This window comes from Nocardia aegles (genome assembly GCF_052545135.1).
The window spans coordinates 171,787-188,218 of record NZ_JBQWRI010000002.1 but is presented as its reverse complement, the minus strand read 5'-3'; the positions used below and the strand labels follow the sequence as shown (position 1 = coordinate 188,218).

General features: G+C 69.3%; 16 protein-coding genes. 12 read left to right on the top strand and 4 right to left on the bottom strand.

All coding sequences use genetic code 11. The features are described 5' to 3' along the window. The first annotated feature begins 1 nt into the window (after nucleotide 1). From ACT89H_RS06165 to ACT89H_RS06110, 12 genes are all read left to right on the top strand, one after another. On the top strand, nucleotides 2-1,018 hold the full coding sequence (locus ACT89H_RS06165; protein WP_445107526.1) for an acyl-CoA dehydrogenase family protein: 1,017 nt from the start codon (nucleotides 2-4) through the stop codon (nucleotides 1,016-1,018). Nucleotides 1,019-1,025: 7 nt separating this feature from the next. After that, nucleotides 1,026-2,225, top strand: coding sequence for an acetyl-CoA C-acetyltransferase (locus ACT89H_RS06160; RefSeq protein ID WP_445108237.1), 1,200 nt, complete (start codon nucleotides 1,026-1,028; stop codon nucleotides 2,223-2,225). Between the two features lie 28 nt (nucleotides 2,226-2,253). Further along, nucleotides 2,254-3,042: an enoyl-CoA hydratase/isomerase family protein gene (locus ACT89H_RS06155; protein WP_445107525.1), complete on the top strand. Its 789-nt coding sequence runs from the start codon at nucleotides 2,254-2,256 to the stop codon at nucleotides 3,040-3,042. Next, nucleotides 3,039-4,643, top strand: a complete 1,605-nt coding sequence (locus ACT89H_RS06150; RefSeq protein WP_445107524.1) for a class I adenylate-forming enzyme family protein — start codon at nucleotides 3,039-3,041, stop codon at nucleotides 4,641-4,643. The genes ACT89H_RS06155 and ACT89H_RS06150 overlap by 4 nt, the downstream gene beginning before the upstream one ends. Next, complete coding sequence (locus tag ACT89H_RS06145) at nucleotides 4,640-5,779, top strand: Rv3169 family protein (RefSeq protein ID WP_445107523.1); 1,140 nt, start codon at nucleotides 4,640-4,642, stop codon at nucleotides 5,777-5,779. Before ACT89H_RS06150 ends, ACT89H_RS06145 begins: the two co-directional genes overlap by 4 nt. Further along, the gene (locus tag ACT89H_RS06140) at nucleotides 5,776-6,789 is read left to right on the top strand and encodes a phosphotransferase family protein (RefSeq protein ID WP_445107522.1); all 1,014 of its coding nucleotides are present in this window, start codon (nucleotides 5,776-5,778) and stop codon (nucleotides 6,787-6,789) included. Before ACT89H_RS06145 ends, ACT89H_RS06140 begins: the two co-directional genes overlap by 4 nt. After that, on the top strand, nucleotides 6,786-7,172 hold the full coding sequence (locus tag ACT89H_RS06135; protein WP_445107521.1) for a hypothetical protein: 387 nt from the start codon (nucleotides 6,786-6,788) through the stop codon (nucleotides 7,170-7,172). Before ACT89H_RS06140 ends, ACT89H_RS06135 begins: the two co-directional genes overlap by 4 nt. Before the next feature lie 81 nt (nucleotides 7,173-7,253). Next, nucleotides 7,254-8,456 carry an acyl-CoA dehydrogenase family protein gene (locus ACT89H_RS06130; protein WP_445107520.1) on the top strand — a complete coding sequence of 401 codons (1,203 nt, stop codon included), beginning with the start codon at nucleotides 7,254-7,256 and terminating at the stop codon, nucleotides 8,454-8,456. A 71-nt stretch (nucleotides 8,457-8,527) separates the two neighbouring features. Continuing rightward, nucleotides 8,528-9,448 (top strand): SDR family oxidoreductase, encoded by a 921-nt coding sequence (locus tag ACT89H_RS06125; protein ID WP_445107519.1) that lies wholly within the window; start codon nucleotides 8,528-8,530, stop codon nucleotides 9,446-9,448. Further along, complete coding sequence (locus tag ACT89H_RS06120) at nucleotides 9,445-10,668, top strand: FAS1-like dehydratase domain-containing protein (RefSeq protein ID WP_445107518.1); 1,224 nt, start codon at nucleotides 9,445-9,447, stop codon at nucleotides 10,666-10,668. The genes ACT89H_RS06125 and ACT89H_RS06120 overlap by 4 nt, the downstream gene beginning before the upstream one ends. 10 nt (nucleotides 10,669-10,678) lie before the next feature. Then, a complete protein-coding gene (locus ACT89H_RS06115) occupies nucleotides 10,679-11,809 on the top strand; it encodes an acyl-CoA dehydrogenase family protein (protein WP_445107517.1) in 1,131 nt (376 codons plus the stop codon). After that, nucleotides 11,802-12,578: an enoyl-CoA hydratase/isomerase family protein gene (locus ACT89H_RS06110; protein ID WP_445107516.1), complete on the top strand. Its 777-nt coding sequence runs from the start codon at nucleotides 11,802-11,804 to the stop codon at nucleotides 12,576-12,578. The genes ACT89H_RS06115 and ACT89H_RS06110 overlap by 8 nt, the downstream gene beginning before the upstream one ends. A gap of 59 nt (nucleotides 12,579-12,637) precedes the next feature. Here the strand turns inward: ACT89H_RS06110 and ACT89H_RS06105 are convergent, their stop codons facing one another. The 4 genes from ACT89H_RS06105 to ACT89H_RS06090 form a co-directional block, all read right to left on the bottom strand. Then, nucleotides 12,638-13,942 carry a cytochrome P450 gene (locus ACT89H_RS06105; protein WP_445107515.1) on the bottom strand — a complete coding sequence of 435 codons (1,305 nt, stop codon included), beginning with the start codon at nucleotides 13,940-13,942 and terminating at the stop codon, nucleotides 12,638-12,640. A 118-nt stretch (nucleotides 13,943-14,060) separates the two neighbouring features. Continuing rightward, complete coding sequence (locus ACT89H_RS06100; RefSeq protein WP_445107514.1) at nucleotides 14,061-15,017, bottom strand: PDR/VanB family oxidoreductase; 957 nt, start codon at nucleotides 15,015-15,017, stop codon at nucleotides 14,061-14,063. A gap of 31 nt (nucleotides 15,018-15,048) precedes the next feature. Further along, nucleotides 15,049-15,945, bottom strand: a complete 897-nt coding sequence (locus tag ACT89H_RS06095; protein ID WP_445107513.1) for a TIGR03619 family F420-dependent LLM class oxidoreductase — start codon at nucleotides 15,943-15,945, stop codon at nucleotides 15,049-15,051. After that, nucleotides 15,942-16,406 carry a nuclear transport factor 2 family protein gene (locus ACT89H_RS06090; RefSeq protein WP_445107512.1) on the bottom strand — a complete coding sequence of 155 codons (465 nt, stop codon included), beginning with the start codon at nucleotides 16,404-16,406 and terminating at the stop codon, nucleotides 15,942-15,944. Before ACT89H_RS06090 ends, ACT89H_RS06095 begins: the two co-directional genes overlap by 4 nt. Nucleotides 16,407-16,432: the final 26 nt, after the last annotated feature.

Sequence of the window (16,432 nt, the reverse complement as noted above, 5' to 3'; positions counted from 1 at the left end):
CATGGACGCCGACGACGTCGCCCAGATCACGGCCGGCCTTCGTCAGGCACTGAGCGCCGACCCGCACCGGGCGCGCGACACGATCCTCGACTTCGGCTGGCCGGAGATTCTGGCCGACGAACCGCAGGTGGCGGTCACCACCTTGTTCCCGCTCTCCGGCGAACTGCTCGCCGCGGGGTCGGTCCTGGACCGGGTGCTGCTGCAAGCCGCCGGACTGGATGGGCTCGCCGCCGACACCCGAGTGGTGCTGCCCGCGCCGGGCCGGTCGGTGCCCCCGGGCCGGCTCGACACGACGGGCTCGGTCCACCTCGACGGGGTGGGCCAGTCGGGCGACGGCCCGCTGCTGGTCGCGTGTGTCGGCGACGCCGGGCAGTGGGTGCTTGCGGTCTGCCCGTCGGTGCCCGCCCGTCCCGGCGAGCCGCTGGACCCGGCCGCGGGCTGGGTCCGGCTGACCGGCACGGTGGCCGCGCAGCAGCTGCTCGACACCGCCGCGCTGGGTGCCGATCCCGGCGGCATCTGGCAGCAGATGACCGCCGCCGGACGGCGCGCGCTTGCCCACGAACTCGTCGCGGTGGCCACCGCCATGGCGGCCATGACCGTCGAGCACGTGAACACGCGAACCCAGTTCGGACAGCGGTTGGGAGCCTTCCAGGCGGTCAAGCACCAGCTCGCCGACGTCCACCTGTGGCGGCAGGTCGCCGCACTCTCGGCCGACGCGGCATGGGAGGACGGTGGCATCGAGAGTGCCGCGCTGGCCAAGGTCGCGGCGCTGCGCGCGAGCCGCACGGCTCGCGCGGTGTGCCAGCAGTTGCTCGGCGGCATGGGCTTCACCTGGGAACACGATTTCCACCGCTACCTGCGCCGTGCGCTCACCCTCGAACCGCTGCTCGGGGACCGAGCGGCGCTGCATGCCGAGATCGGGGCCGCCGTCCGCGCGGGCCGGCTCGGTGATTCCGTGGCCGCGCTGAGCCGGCCCGTGCACTCCGAATCCGAGTCCGAGGAGGAAACCCGTGCGTGAGGCATGGATCATCGACGGCGTCCGCACCCCGCGAGGCAAAGGGAAGGCCTCCGGCGCCCTGCACGACGTGCATCCGCAGGAACTGCTGGGCGGCATGCTGCGGGCGCTGAGCGAGCGCGGCATCGACCCGTCCGATGTCGACGACGTGGTGATGGGCAACGGCGAACACGCCGGCGACCACGCCAACGACATCGCTCGATCGGCGGTGCTCACCGCGGGATGGCCGGTGACCGTGCCCGGTCTCACCGTGAACCGGTTCTGCGGTGGTGGTCAGCAGGCCGTCATGCTGGCCGCGACGGGCGTGCTGGCCGGTTGGCAGGAACTGGTTGTCGCCGGTGGAGTCGAATCCATGTCGCGGCACAGCTACGGTCAGCCACTCGACGCCGGTAATGCCGCGCTGCGCGCCCGGTATCCACTGGTGCCGCAGGGCATCGCCGCCGACCTGATCGCGACGCTGGAAGGGTTCGACCGCGAGACCGTCGACCGGTTCGCGGTACGCAGCCAGGAACGCGCGGCGGCGGCGACCAAAGAGGGCCGCTTCGATCGCAGCCTGATCCCGGTCCGCGCCGAATCCGGCGAGGTGCTGCTCGATCGTGACGAGCATCCGCGTCCGGGCACGACGCTCGAGTCGCTGGCCGCGCTCCCCGCGTCGTTCGAACGGTCCGGCGGCAAGCCGCGCGAGGGCGGGCGCTCCTACGACGACATGTGCCGCGAGACCTATCCGCAGGCCGGTCCGATCCAGCATGTGCACCACGCGGGCAATTCCTCCGGGGTGGTGGACGGCGCGGCCGCGGTCGCGATCGCTTCCGACAGCTACGCGCGGGCCCACGGCCTGACGCCGCGGGCCCGCATCCTCGCCGGCGCCGTGCGCGGCGCCGAGCCCGTCATCATGTTGACCGCCCCGGGGCCCGCGGCCGAGGTCTGCCTGGCCAAGGCGGGCATGACCGCGGCCGACATCGACCTGTGGGAGATCAACGAGGCCTTCGCGGCGGTGCCGCTGAAGGTGATCAGAGACTTGGCGCTGAACCCCGACCGGGTGAACGTCAACGGAGGAGCCATCGCGCTGGGACACCCGATCGGTGCGACCGGCGCGATGCTTCTGCAAACCGTGATCGACGAGCTCGAACGACGCGACCTGACCACCGGTCTGGTGACGATGTGCACCGGCGGCGGCATGGCGACCGCGACAATCGTCGAGCGGATCTAGTCCAACCCGTCGATTGCGAGGACATGATATGAGTTACGACGCTGTGGCGGTCACCACCGACGGGCACGTCGCCGAACTTCGGCTGAACCGCCCGGCGACCCTGAACGCGTTCGACGACCTGCTGGTCAACGAACTCCCCGGTGCGATGATCGACCTCGCCCGCGACACCGGCGTGCGTGCGGTGGTGTGGACCTCGACCGGCAAGCACTTCTCCGCCGGCGGAGACGTCCAGACGATCCTGGCCGGACACGCCGACCTGAACACGTTGCTGCGCGGTGTCGACGACGGCCGCAGGCTGTTCCGCGCCTTCGCCGACTTCCCGAAGCCGTTGATCGCCGCGGTGCACGGCAGCAGCTTCGGCGTCGCCACCAGCCTGGTGTTCACCGCGGACGCCGTGGTGGCCACGCCGACGACCAAGCTGTCGGATCCGCATGTGCACATGGGCCTGGTCGCCGGTGACGGTGGCTGCGTGGCCTGGCCGCTGAGCGCGGGGCTGGCACGGGCCAAGCGGAAGCTGCTCTGGGGGGAGGCGTTGACCGGTCAGGAGGCCTTCGATCTCGGCCTGGTGACCGATCTCGCGGAGGATTCCGACGCGGTGCGGGCGACCGCGTTCGAACTGGCGCACCGGGTGGCGGCCATCCCGCCGATCGCCACGCAGCTGACCAAGCGCGCGTTGAACCGCGTCCTGGCCACAGCCACCGATCAGGTGCTCGACACCGGCTTCTACCTGGAGGCGTTGTCGAACCGCAGCGCGGACGCGGTGGAAGCGGTGCACGCATTCATCGAGAAACGAGAGGGACAATGGACGGGCGCATGAATACCACGACCGAGGTGGTCTGGGGCGAGACCGTCGTGGACGGCCACTACGCCGGACATCCGGGACGGGTGTACGAGCATTCGCCGACTTCCCTGCCTGCCATGCTCGCCTCGGTGGGGCGCTGGGACGATCGCGACTTCCTGGTCCAGGGCGAGCTGCGGATCTCGCACCCGGCGTTCCGGGACGCGATTCCGGCGGCGGCGCAGCACCTGGCCGGGTTGGGTGTCTGTCGCGGCGACCACGTGGTGCTGCACTGCTACAACCGTCCGGAGTTCGCCCTCGCGACGTGGGCATGTTGGTGGTTGGGCGCGGTCCCCGTGTACGCCAACCGCTGGTGGAGTGGGCAGGAGATGGCGCACGCGCTCGGGCTGACCACCCCGGCGCTGATGCTGACGGATTCGCCGCGGCTGTTCGATCAGGACCTGGTGGCTGCGGCCGGCCGGGTGGAATCGATCGCGGACCTGGCGCGGCTGTGGAACCACTCCGAAGCAGGTCTGGACCCGGTGCGCGACGGTGCTCTCGACGATCCGGCGCTGATCCTGTTCACCTCGGGCAGTTCCGGCGCGCCCAAGGCGGTCGAGCTGTCGGTGCGATCGGTGATCACCAATCAGCACAACCTGCTGGCCCGGTCGCGGCGGTTGCCGCAGAATCTCGACCAGGCTCAGCCGCAACCGGTCACGTTGGTCTGCACCCCGCTGTTCCACATCGGCGGCATCTCCAACGTGCTGACCAATGTGATCATCGGCGGCAAACTGGTGCTGACCACCGGCAAGTTCGACGCGGGCGAGATCCTCCGGCTGATCGAGGTCGAACGGGTCCAGACCTGGGGCGGCGTCCCCACCATGGCCGTCCGGCTGCTCGAGCACCCCGACTTCGACGCCCACGACCTGTCGAGCCTGCGCTCGTTCCCGCTCGGCGGCGCTCCGCTGCCCACCACGCTGCTGGAACGGATGATTGCGAAGCTGCCGCAGCTGCGCGAGCGAGGCCTGGCCAACACCTGGGGCATGACCGAGACCGGCGGATTCATGACGGTCGCGGGCAACACCGATCTGGAGGCACGGCCGGGCACCGTCGGTCGTCCCTACCCGGTGGTCGAACTGCGCATCGCCGACGCGGACGATGCGGGCATCGGCGAAGTCCTGGTGCGCGCACCCACGGTGATGCTCGGCTATCTGGGCCTGGACGACGGCACCGTCGACGCCGAGGGGTGGCTGCACACCGGCGACCTCGGCCACCTGGACCACGACGGGTACCTCTACCTCGACGGCCGCAGCAAGGACATTGTGATCCGTGGCGGCGAGAACATCGCGTGCGCCCACGTCGAACAGGCGTTGCTCAGTCACCCGGCCGTCGTGGAAGCCGCCGTCTTCGGTGTTCGCCACGACGACCTCGGTGAGGAACTTGCGGCGGCGATCCGGTACCGCGCGGGACAACCGGTCGACGCCGACGAGCTGCGCGCGCACGTCAAGGGCACGCTCGCGTACTTCGAGGTGCCCACGCTGTGGCAGATCAGCGATCTTCCGCTGCCGACCCTCGCCGGCGAGAAGCTGGACAAGAAGTCGATCAAGGCCGCGTTCCACGAGGCGGGGCGGAAGGGATGACCATGTACCTCAGCGCCGCGGACGAGTACTTCACCCATCAGACCGCGCTGACCCACGCCATGGTCGCGACCAGCGACCCGTCCTGGCGCGAACGGTACTGGGTCAGTTTCCAGGACACCGAGACCGGCGAGACCGTGCTGACCCTGGGCCTGGGCCGCTATCCGAACCAGGACGTGATGGAGGCATTCGCCAGCCTCTCCCATCGTGGGCGGCAGACCAATGTCCGGCTGTCGCGCACTCTGCTGCCGGACAGTCACGGCATGCACGTCGGCCCGTTCGCCTGCGACGTCCGCGAGCCGATGCGGGAGCTGGCTTTCACGTTGGCCGACAACGACTCCGGCCTCACCTTCGAGCTGACCTTCGCCGCCTCGTTCGAACCGATCTTGGAGGGCAGGTTCTTCCAGATCAGCCGGGCGCGGACGACCTATGACGCGATTCGCTACGTCCAGCACGGCCGTGCCGTCGGCTGGATCCGTACCCCGGACGGCACCACACTCGAGGTCACCCCGCAGCGCTGGTGGGCCGAGCGAGACCACTCCTGGGGGACCAGGCCGCTGCCCCGCGCCGAAGGCCGGCCCCCGGGTGAGCGACCGGAATGGCGGATGCTGCTGTTCGCCCCACTGCAACTGCCCGACTTCGGCGTGCACCTGTATCTGCAGGAGTCCGAGCCCGGCCTCCCGGTGCACCTGTCGGCGGGGATCGCCTATCCGACCGGCGACGAGCGTGACGCCCCGGTCATCGTCGGCGTCGACCACGAGCTCGAGTGGGAGAAGGACGCGGCCGCGCCGACGCTGGTCGGCGGAACGGTCACGTTGCTGCTGCACGGCGGTGAGCGACTGCGACTGGAACTCCAGGCCCGTCCTGGCCGCGCGCATCTGCGCGGTGGCGGCTACGAGGGCTGGAATGGCTGGAAGCAGGGCCAGTGGCGGGGCGAGCTGACCGCCGAACATGACGAATGGGACCTGGCCGACCGCGCGAACTTCTACCGCTACGCCAAGGCAGGCTCGGATCACCTGGTCCGGGTGCGCTGCGGTGACGCGGTGGGCCACGGCATCGTCGAGTACATGGTGTTGCCGGGGTATGGCCGCTACCAGGAGGCCGTGCCGCCGCGCCGCGAACCCCGGGCGCCACGATGAGCGCCCTGCGGGACGCGCTGCTGGACATGCTGGCCGAGCTGGGCGTTCGCGACATCACCGAGCCGACCCGGCTCGGCGGCGGCAGCTCGCAGGAGAACTGGGCCTTCGACGCCGACATCGACTCTCCCGACGGCCCGGTTCGGCGTCCGCTGCTTATGCGGCGCGAGCCAGTGACCGGTGTCATCGAGACCTCCCGGGATGTCGAGTTCGCGCTGCTGCGCGCGCTGGGCACGACCGATCTGCCGGTGCCCCGGGTGCACCTGCTCGACGACGGCACACGGCTCGAGCGGGGTGCCCTCATCGTCGACCGGCTCTCCGGTCGGGCGCATCGCGGCGTACTGCGCGACACCGACCCCCTCGGCATCGGGGAGAAGGCGCGCCTGCGGCTGGCCGCGGCGCTGCCCACTCTGCTCGCCGGCGTGCACGCGCTCGACGTCGACGCGCTGGGCCTGCGCGACATCCTGCCCGCCGCCGATACCGGCACGGCCGAGCTGGTTCGCTGGGAGCACGAACTGGATCGGGTCGAGCTCGAGCCGCATCCGGGACTGCGCGAGGTGATCGCCTGGCTGCGCGCGCATGTTCCCCCGCCCGGCCCGGTGCGGCTGGTGCACGGTGACTTCCGGCCGGCCAATGTCCTGGTCGACAGCAGCGAGATCGTCGCGCTGCTGGATTGGGAACTCGCGCACCTGGGTGACCCGCACGATGATCTGGGCTGGTACACATGCTCGGTCTACCGTCGCGAGCATTTCTTGGACCACCGGTGGGGCCTCGCGGACTTCCTCGACAGCTGGTCGCAAACCAGTGGCTCGGCGGTGGACCCACAGCGATTGCACTTCTGGCAGGTGATGTCGGCATTCCGGCTGGCGGTGATCGCGCTGACCGGAGTGCGCGCGTTCTGCGACGGCACCACCGACCGTCCCGCCGCGCCCACCACGGGCATCGAACGAGCCGCTCTGCGCGAGACGGGACTGCTCGATGCCGCGCCCGAGCCGATGCGGAGGATGTCATGAGACCGCGCCCGTCCGAGGTCATCGCCGGGGTCCGGGCCATCCTGGCCGAGACGATCGCACCCGAACTGACCAGTGAGCACGCCAAAGCGCGGCTGGCCGAGATCCGCGCCGTCCTGGCCCAGATCGACTGGGACAACCGGGGATTCGACCTGATCACCGGGACCGAAGCAGTGTCGCGTGAACTCCGCCGCGCCCGCGGGTTCGTCGACGTCGACCTGCCTGCGCCGCCTGCTGAGCTGACCACTGCCGCTTACGAGGAATACCAGGGGCGGCTGGCCGAGACAGCCATCGTCACTCTGCACGGTCTGCGGGCGCACATCGCCGACGAGCCGGCCGACGGCGAGGCCCGCGCGATCTATCGAGCCCTGCTCGAATCGCTCTGACCGATCGACGCTTGTTGATCTGGTAATAAATATTCTATTCTGATAAAAGTCGAGTACTAGACTATTCAAGGCGGTGATCCTGTGGCTCCCACGCTCGAGGAGTTCCTCGGCGGCGCGCGCGAGTTCCTTGCTTCGATCTCGGCGGGACGCTCCCAGGTGCGATCCGGCGGCGGAAAGTCGCGGTACGCGCTGTTCTCCGGCTCGACCGAAGAGGAGATCACCGCGGCGATCGACTACCAGCGAGCCGCGTTCGACCACGGTTACGGCTGGATCAGCGGCCCGGTCGAGAACGGCGGTGCCGGCCTGCCGGTCGCCTACGAGAAGGCGTTCGCCGCAGTCGAGCGGGAGTACACCATTCCCACCAAGGGGCCGCTGTCGGTCAGCCTGGGGATGGTGGCGCCCACCCTGGCGCAATTCGGGTCGCCCGAGGCGAAGCAGCGCTGGCTGCTCGGCCTGCGCCGGGCCGACGTAGTGGGATGCCAGCTGTTCAGCGAGCCCGCGGCGGGGTCGGACCTGGCCTCGGTCCGGACCAAGGCCGAGCAGGACCCGGACACCGGCGGCTGGATCGTCACCGGTCAGAAGGTCTGGACATCCGGCGCGCACTACTCCGACATCGGGATCGTACTGACCCGCACCTCCGACGGACCACGGCACCGGAACATGACCGCGTTCGTGGTGGACATGAAGTCCCCGGGTATGGAGGTTCGTCCGCTGCGGCAGATCACCGGCGCGGCCGACTTCAACGAAGTTTTCCTCACCGAGGTGCGGATCCCGGATTGGTGCAGGCTCGGTGAGGTCGGGCAGGGCTGGTCGGTGGCGATCGCGATGCTCATGCACGAGCGCGGCGCCATCGGCGGTTCGTCCAGCGGCGGCAGTGGCCTGTTCCGCATGGACGACCTTGCCGCCTGGATCAAAGAAACTGGCAGGCAGGACGATCCGGCGGTGCTCGAAGCCTTCGCCCGGGTCTATTCCGGGGTGACCTCGGCCAAGGCGATGCGCGTGCGCGCCGACGCCGATCTAAAGGCCACCGGGGTGCCCGGGCCGGAGATGTCGCTGGGCAAGCTGGCGCTGACCGCGAATCTGCAGGCGCTGAGCGACCTGGTGACCGTGGTCCTCGGCCCGCAATTGGTGGCGGACACCGGAGTACCCGCGTCCTACGCGTGGTCGGAGTTCGTGCTCAGCGTGCCCGGCATGCGCATCGGTGGCGGTACCGACGAGATCCACCGCAACACCGTCGCCGAACGATCGCTCGGGCTGCCCAAGGACAAGCCCGTACCGGCATGAGCGCCATGCCGTTCGGACAGGACAACCACAGCGCACCTATGCGGGCCGCTGACGAGAGTAGGGACGAATCGATGGGACATCTGGATGGCAAGACCATCATCGTGACGGGCGCCGGCCGCGGGATCGGGCGCGAGCACGCACTCCTGTTCGCCCGCGAGGGCGCGAACGTCGTAGTGAACGACCTGGGCGGCGCCCAGGACGGCAGCGGCGCCGCGATCGGCCCGGCCCAGCAGGTCGTGGACGAGATCACCGCCGCGGGCGGCCGCGCGGTCGCCAACGGTGACGACGTGGCCGACTCGGCCGGCGCCGCGCGCATCGTCGCCACCGCGGTGGACACCTTCGGCGGCGTGGACGGCCTGGTGAACAACGCGGGCATTCTGCGCGACCGGGTGCTGGTCAACATCGATGACGCCGACTGGGACATCGTGTTGCGGGTCAACCTGCGCGGCAGCTTCGTGATGACGCGCGAGGTGGGCCGGTACTGGCGTGAGCGGAGCAAATCCGGCGCGGCGGTGGCGGGCTCGGTGGTGAACACCAGCAGCGAGTCCGGAGTCTTCGGCAACCCGGGCCAAGCCAACTACGCGGCGGCCAAGGCCGCGGTGGCGTCGTTGACCCAGGTGGCGAGCAAGGAGTTGCAGCGATACGGCGTGCGGGTCAACGCGATCCTGCCGCAGGCCCGCACCCGGCTGACCGAGGGCGCCTTCGGTGACGCGCTGGCAGGCAAGGAAGGCGAGTTCGATCGTTTCGACCCGGCCAACGTGTCGCCGTTCGTCGGCTACCTACTCTCCCCGAACTGCCAGCTCACCGGCGAGGTCTTCCTGGTCGGTGGCTCGCGCGTGCAGCGCATCCGCCCCTGGACCAAGGATCCGGAGTGGAAGCTGATGACCGACGGCCGCTGGACTCTCGACGCTCTGGAGAAGGCGGTCGCCGACGCGGGCGTGCCCGCCGGTGCGAACAGCTGGACCGCCAATCCCGGGAAGGGCTCGAAGTGACAGCCGTGCAGCAGCCTTCGGTCGATCGCACGACTGAAGCCAAGATGCCCGAGGCGGTCATCACCGACGAGATGATCGCGTCCATGGAAGCCCGCGCCGGCGTAAACCTGCGGATCGACCACTCGGTCAACAACGAGGAAGCCACCCGCATCGCGGTGACGAAGTTCGTCGGTGGCATCGGCGATGTCAACACCCTGTGGACCGATCCTGCGCGGGCGGCCGGGTCCGACTACGGCGCCCCGGTGGCGCCCCCATCGTTCGTGATCGGCTGCTTCTCCGGCATCCAGTTCGGCTGGCCCGGGCTCGGCGCCTTCCACAACGCCACCCAGGCGCGGTTCCACCAGCCGGTGTACTGGGGTGACAAGATCGCCGCGACGTGCCGGTACGACGGCTTCACCGGACCGCGGCCGAGCAAGTTCGCCGGCCGCATGGTGACCGACCACTTCGTCAACAGCTACCGCAACCAGCACGGCGAGCTGGTGGCCGAAATAGACTGGCAGGTAGTGAATTTCGAGCGCGGCTCGGCCAAGTCGCGGTCGAGGCAGAAGGTGAGCGACAGCGCCGGGCCGCCCCTGGAGCTGCCGCACCCGTGGACCGAGGAGGAGATTGCCGAGGTCGAGCGGCAGGTGCTCGCTGAGCAGCCCCGCGGCGCCGAGCCGCGCCTCTGGGAGGACGTCGATGTCGGCGAGCAGGTCCAGACCCTCACCAAGGGCCCGATCGGGCTCACCGACGAGGTGGCGTTCATCGCCGGCGGCGGCACCCCGATACCGCGACTGAAGGCGCACGCGGCCGCGCTCGCCGACTACCAGGCCCATCCGGCGTGGTCGTTCCGCGACCCGGTGATGGGTTCGAGCGAGCCGATCTACGCGGTGCACTACAACAAGGCAGCCGCCAGCGCGATGGGCGTCGCCTTCCAGTACGACGTGGGCTTCCAGCGGCAGTGCTGGCAGGTGCAATTGCTGACCAACTGGTGCGGGGACAACGGCTGGGTGGTCTCCTGCAGCGCCCAATACCGCGGCTTCGTCTACCTGTCCGACGTGGTGACCCTCGGTGGCGAGGTGACCGGCAAATCGGTGACCGAGGACGGCGAACACGTCGTCGAGCTGACCACCTACGCCCGCAACCAGCGGGGCGCCGATGTTATGCCGGGGACCGCCATGATCGCGCTGCCGACCAGGGCGGGTCGCTCGCCGGTGGCTGCCCGTGCGCGAACGGAATAGGGGAAACACCATGGGCATCGATGCTCAGGAGCGCCGAGAACTGGCCCGCGCGGTCCGGGACGCGGCGGCTTCGGGACCGCGGGAATCCATGGACGAGGCGGGACGCCCCCGCCTCGACGTGCGGCTGTGGAAGGTGCTGACCGAGCAGATGGGCCTGGCCGGCCTGCTGCTGCCCGAGCAGGATGACGACGCGAGTGCGGGCCTCGGTGGGGTCGCGCTCGTCCTCGAGGAGCTGGCGCGATCGCTGGCGGTGGTGCCGGGGCTGTCCTCGCTGGGCAGCGCGACCACGCTGTTGCGGGTCGTCGGCACCGATGCCGCTGATGCTCTGCTGGCACGTATGGCCGAGGGTGCGGTCACCGCGTCCGTCGTATGGTCGGACGCGTCCGCGCCCACTGCCGACCCGGCCTTCGTCGTGGACGGGCAGGCGGCGCCGGGTGCGGACGCACGCGTCACCGGGCGCGCCGAGTTCGTGCTCGACGGCGCCGACGCCGACGTCCTACTGATACCGGCCCGCTGCGGTGACGAGTCCGTCGTCGCGGCGGTCGAGGCGACGGGGCCGGGTGTGGTTCGCCGGCGTAGGCCCGGGCTCGACCTGACACGTGGGCTCACCGCGGTCGACCTGGCCCAGGCCAAGGGCACCGTGCTCGGGGTCGGGGTGGACGTGCAGGCAGCCCGCGATCTGACCCTGGTGCTAGTCGCGGCCGAACAGGTCGGGATCGCACAACAGTGCCACGACGCGGCGGTGCACTGGGCGAAGGAACGAATCCAGTTCGATCGCCCGATCGGGCAGTTCCAGGCCATCAAGCATCACCTCGTCGATCTGCTGATGGCGCTCGAGCTGGCCCGCTCGGCACTCGACGTCGCGACTCGTGCGGGTGACGACTATCTGGCCGAGCCGACCGCGGATCGGGCCAGGGCGCTGGCCGTCGCGGCCAGCATGGCCAAGGCGCGGTGCAGTGAGGCGGCCGTCCTGGTGGCCGACGAGTCGCTGCACATCCTCGGCGGCATCGGGTTCACCTGGGAACACGATGCTCATCTGTACCTGCGCCGCGCGAAGTCGCTCGAAGTGCTCTTCGGTGTGCCCGCGGCGCATCGTGCTCGGTTCGCCTCGCTGCTGCTGCAGGAGGACGCCCATGTCTGAGGACGATCCCGTACTCGTCGACATCGACGCCGCCGGTGTCGCGACCGTGACACTGAACCGGCCGAAGCGCAAGAACGGCCTGAACAAGGCTATGGTCGACGCTGCGATCACCGCCCTGGAACGGATCGCCGCCGACGACGCCTGCCGCGTCGTCGTGCTCACCGGCTCGGGCTCCTCGTTCTGCTCCGGTATGGACCTGGCCGAGCGCATCGAGCCCGACGAGCTCACCTTCATGCGCCGGGTGGGGCAGCTGTGCGATCTGATCCACCGGCTGCCCTTGCCGGTGATCGCGAAGGTACGGGGTGGCGCCATCGGATTCGGTGCCAACCTCGCACTGTGCGCCGATCTGGTCGTCGTCGGTGAGAGCGCGGTGTTCGGCGAGATCTTCGCCGAGCGCGGACTGGCCATCGACGGTGGCGGATCGTGGCTGGTGCCGCGATTGATCGGCCTGGGTCGCGCGAAGGAGATCATGCTTTTTGCCCGCCGACTACCCGGCTCCGAGGCCGCCGGGCTCGGGCTGGCCAGCCGCTGTGTGCCCGACGACACGCTCGACGCGACGGTCCAGGAATGGGCGGATCGACTCGCGGCGGGCCCGCGCCGCGCGCTGTCGGTGATCAAGCAGCAGCTCAACGCGTCGTACCAGCGGTCCTTCGCCGATGCGATCGAAGCGGAGGCGCTCGGTCAGTCGCTCGCGTTCCGGTCCGCGGAATCGCGTGAGGGCGCACGGGCGTTCTTCGAAAAGCGCGCACCGGACTTCCGGTCCTGCTGAGGCGTGACGACGAAGGCCGGGGCACCGTTGGAAAACGGTGCCCCGGCCTTCGTGCTCTCTCAGCGCACCCGCACCCGAAGCGACGGCATGCCGTGCAGGACGAAGCTGCGGTGGAAAGCGATCTCGGAATCGGAATCGGCATCGGCGAGCTCGATGCGCGCGCAGCGGGCCAACAGTGCGCCCAGCGCCAGCTTGGCCTCGAGCTTGGCCAGGTTCATGCCGAGGCACGCGTGTTCGCCGCGGCCGAACGACAGGTGCCGGGCACGTCCGCGGTCGAGTTCGAGCGCGTCGGGCTCCGGATATGCTTCCGGATCACGGTTCGCGGCACCGGTGACGAGGTAGATCAAGCTGTCCGCGGGGATGCGGACACCGCCGATCTCGACATCCTTGGTCGCTACCCTCCAGATGCCCTGCACCGGCGGCTCGAGGCGCAGCACCTCCTCGACGAAGTCCGGGATCTCGGCCGGGCTCTGGCGCAGGCGCTCCTGCAGCTCCTGGTCTCCGGCGAGCTTCCAGACCGCGCTGGTAAGCAGGTTGGTGGTGGTCTCGTTGCCTGCGACGAGGAACTGCACGAGCATCTGCAGCAGCTCGGCCTCGTCGAGCGGTTCCGCACCGTCCAGGCGCGCGGCGATCAGATCGCTGAGCAGGTCGTCGACGGGGGCGGCGCGGCGCTTGTTCAGCTCGTCGGTGAAGTAGTCGTAGAACTCATCGACCTGGTCGAACATCTCCACGACGGCGTCCACGTCGTGCTCGAGCGCACCGACACCGCGGGTGAAGGCGTTGGACCAGCCCTTGAAGGTCTCCATCCGCTCCGTCGGCACACCCAGCATCCGGGCGATGATCGTCATCGGGAGGGGCAGGCTCAACGCGGGGACGATGTCGAATGGTTCGTCGGTGGGGAACCGCGCGATGAGATCGTCGACGAGCTCGGTTACGGCGGTGTCCATCTCGGCCACCCGCTTGGGGGTGAAGCCGGCGTTGACCAGGGCACGCTGGCGCTTGTGCAACGGCGGGTCGGCGAAGAGCAGGACGCGGGCCTTGGCGAGTTCCACGCGCCGCGCCGCGGCCCTGCGGGTGCGCTCGGGGAGCGAGTCGTCCTCGAGCACGCGCTGCGCCAGGCCGGAGACCGAACTCGGGCCGCTGGCCAGGCGGTTGGAGTAGGTCTCCGCATCGCGGAGCACCTCGAGGATGTCGTTGTATCGCGTGACGAGCCAGCCGCCGAGCCGGTCGCTGTAGGCCACCGGCTCGGCGTTCCGCTGGGCGGCGTAGGCGCCGTAGGGGCAGCGCACCACATCCGGCCGTAACGCAAGCAGATCGTCGAACGTGGCCACCGGGCAGGTCCCGGCTTCCGCCGTGTGAGTCACCACAACTCCTCCAAAAATAGCTGAGACATAAATCATCTATGTCTAGAGTATTGGACGTGAGCATGGGTGTCCACCACCTCTCGGGAGGGGCGATGTGCCGAGGGTGATGCCCCCGGCGTCACAAGTCGAGGACCAGCTTCGGGCCCTTGCAGCGACTGACGCAGATCATCATCATGTCGCCGTTCTCCTGCTCGTCCTCGGTCAGGTAGTCGTCGCGATGATCGGGCGTCCCCTCCAGCACCCGAACCTCGCACTCGCCGCAGTAGCCCTCCTCGCAGGAACTCGGGTGGTCGGGCAGGACCTTGTGCACCTGCTCGAGGATCGTGCATCCTTCGGCCACCGTGAAGGTGACCCCGGTCTGCCGCAGTTTCACCTCGAACACCTCGCCCGCGGTGTCGATCGGTCCGGCGGCGCCGAATCGCTCGAAGTGCAGGCCACCCAGGTGGGTGTGCTGCGGGTATTCCGCGGCCACCGCGTCGATCATCCCGTTCGGGCCGCAGACATAGACCTGGGTGCCGGGCACGGCCCGACCGAGAATCGCGGGCAGCTCGGGGTAGCCGCACTCGGACTCGATCCACACGTCGACCCGCTCGCCGAGGGCGGCCAGGGATTCGCGATAGGCCATCGAGGTGGCGCTGCGGCCGCCGTAGACCAACAGCCACTGCGCGCCGCGGGCACGGGCGTGCTCGAGCATCGGGATCATCGGCGTGATGCCGATGCCGCCCGCGACGAACAGATACGAGTCGGCCTCGACGAACGGGAAGTTGTTCCTCGGCACCCGGACATCGAATTCCCGTCCGGCGCGAGCGATTTCGTGTACCTCGCGGGACCCGCCACGCCCGTTCTCCGCCCGGAGTACGGCGATGACGTAGGAGGACCGATCCGCCGGATCGCCGCACAGCGAGTACTGCCGGGACAGGCCGGAGGGCAACCGCAACTCGATATGCGCGCCCGGTTCCCAGCCCGGCAGCGGCTGCTTGTCCGGGTGGGTGAAGGTGATCTCGATGATGTCGTCGGCGATCGGGCGCACTGTCGAGGCACGCAGGACCAGACGTTCGGCGGTCGTGGTGGTCATCGGAATGGTCCTCCGGCTGATGGCGGGCTTCTCACCCGTGCGCGGCGTCGATCAGCGGCTTCAGGTTGCCGAGAACGTCGAGCCAGGCTTCGGGTGCAGTGATCTCGGAACAGAAGTTGGTCTCCACGACGACACCGTCGAGACCGGCGGCGGCGCATTCGCCGACCCGTTCGGTCATCTCGTCGACGGTCATCCGCGCGCCCGCGGTGGACTGCTGGGCCAGGCGATAGATCGCGCCGACCTCGGGCTTGCCCGCCGGTCTCCGGTCGTTGATCCTGGCCAGCGTCGCCACCACCGCATCGATCGGGATCGAGCCGGGATTCCACAGGTCGAAGTCGCGTGCGGTGCGGGCCAGCCCGGGCTCGGAGTACATCCCCGACATCAGGCGCGGCGGTGTCACGGGCTTGGGGCGCATGATCGCCGGATTGATGTCGAAGAACGGGCCGTGGTGCTCGACCGGGTCGTCGCCCCAGCAGGCGCGCAGCGCCGGCACGAAGTCGTCCATACGTTTGCCTCGGGTCTTCGGATCCACTCCGACGGCGCGGTGCTCCTCCTCGGACCAGCCCACGCTGAGACCGACGACGGAGAGTCGGCCACCGCTGAGCCGGTCGACGGTCGCCAGACGGTTGGCCAGCTGGGCGGGCCAATGGTTGCCGCCGACCAGGATGCTGGTGCCCAGTCGCATGCGGTCGGTCCAGCCGGCCACCGCGGCGAGCAGTTCGGTGGGCGCCCAGACCGACTGGTAGATCTCGGGTTGGCGCTGCGCGCTCCCGCCGTACTCGCCGCTCTGGCGCAGCGCGTAGAGAAAGTGGTCCTGGACCCACAGGTCATCGAAGCCCATGTCGTCGGCCTGCTGGACGAAGTCCCGGATCAGCGATGCCGAGACGACGGGACCGAGTTGGGGCAGGGTGAGCCCGATGGTGGTCATGCTGTGTCCACCCGCTTGGGCAGCACGTCCCGTTGGATGCGGGTCAGGCGGCTGCGGCTGATGCGCCACTTCCCGTCCGCGCACCGGCGGTAGCGTTCGGTGTAGTGGCCCCAGCCCTCATGCGAGACGTAGCCACTGTCCGCGGGGGATTCCACCCGGTCGTACATCGGCCAGATGGCGGTGGCGGTGTCCTCATCGAGGATCTCGATCTCCGGGACGTGCCCATGGTGCACCGAGTATCCGGATCGGAAGTGGTTGGCCACGCTGGCCAGGAATTCCTGCTTGCCCTTCGGCAGCGAGGTGGATTCGGCGAAGTCCACTTCCAGGTCGTCGGTGAACAGGTCGGCGAACTCCTCCCACAGTCGCAGGTCCACGCACCGGAAGTAGCGGGCCTTGAGCCCGCGGATGTCCTCGATCGCGGCCAGTCGGCGTACGGTCTTCGCCAGATCGTTGTCGATCACGTTGTCCTACCGTTCGATGTCGAGGC

Excerpts from the sequence above, each read along its gene's own strand:
- ACT89H_RS06165 (WP_445107526.1), top strand. The coding sequence starts at position 2 with ATGGACGCCGACGACGTCGCCCAGATCACGGCCGGCCTTCGTCAGGCA.
- ACT89H_RS06155 (WP_445107525.1), top strand. The coding sequence starts at position 2,254 with ATGAGTTACGACGCTGTGGCGGTCACCACCGACGGGCACGTCGCCGAA.
- ACT89H_RS06150 (WP_445107524.1), top strand. The coding sequence starts at position 3,039 with ATGAATACCACGACCGAGGTGGTCTGGGGCGAGACCGTCGTGGACGGC.
- ACT89H_RS06145 (WP_445107523.1), top strand. The coding sequence starts at position 4,640 with ATGACCATGTACCTCAGCGCCGCGGACGAGTACTTCACCCATCAGACC.
- ACT89H_RS06140 (WP_445107522.1), top strand. The coding sequence starts at position 5,776 with ATGAGCGCCCTGCGGGACGCGCTGCTGGACATGCTGGCCGAGCTGGGC.
- ACT89H_RS06135 (WP_445107521.1), top strand. The coding sequence starts at position 6,786 with ATGAGACCGCGCCCGTCCGAGGTCATCGCCGGGGTCCGGGCCATCCTG.
- ACT89H_RS06125 (WP_445107519.1), top strand. The coding sequence starts at position 8,528 with ATGGGACATCTGGATGGCAAGACCATCATCGTGACGGGCGCCGGCCGC.
- ACT89H_RS06115 (WP_445107517.1), top strand. The coding sequence starts at position 10,679 with ATGGGCATCGATGCTCAGGAGCGCCGAGAACTGGCCCGCGCGGTCCGG.
- ACT89H_RS06110 (WP_445107516.1), top strand. The coding sequence starts at position 11,802 with ATGTCTGAGGACGATCCCGTACTCGTCGACATCGACGCCGCCGGTGTC.
- ACT89H_RS06100 (WP_445107514.1), bottom strand. The coding sequence starts at position 15,017 with ATGACCACCACGACCGCCGAACGTCTGGTCCTGCGTGCCTCGACAGTG.
- ACT89H_RS06095 (WP_445107513.1), bottom strand. The coding sequence starts at position 15,945 with ATGACCACCATCGGGCTCACCCTGCCCCAACTCGGTCCCGTCGTCTCG.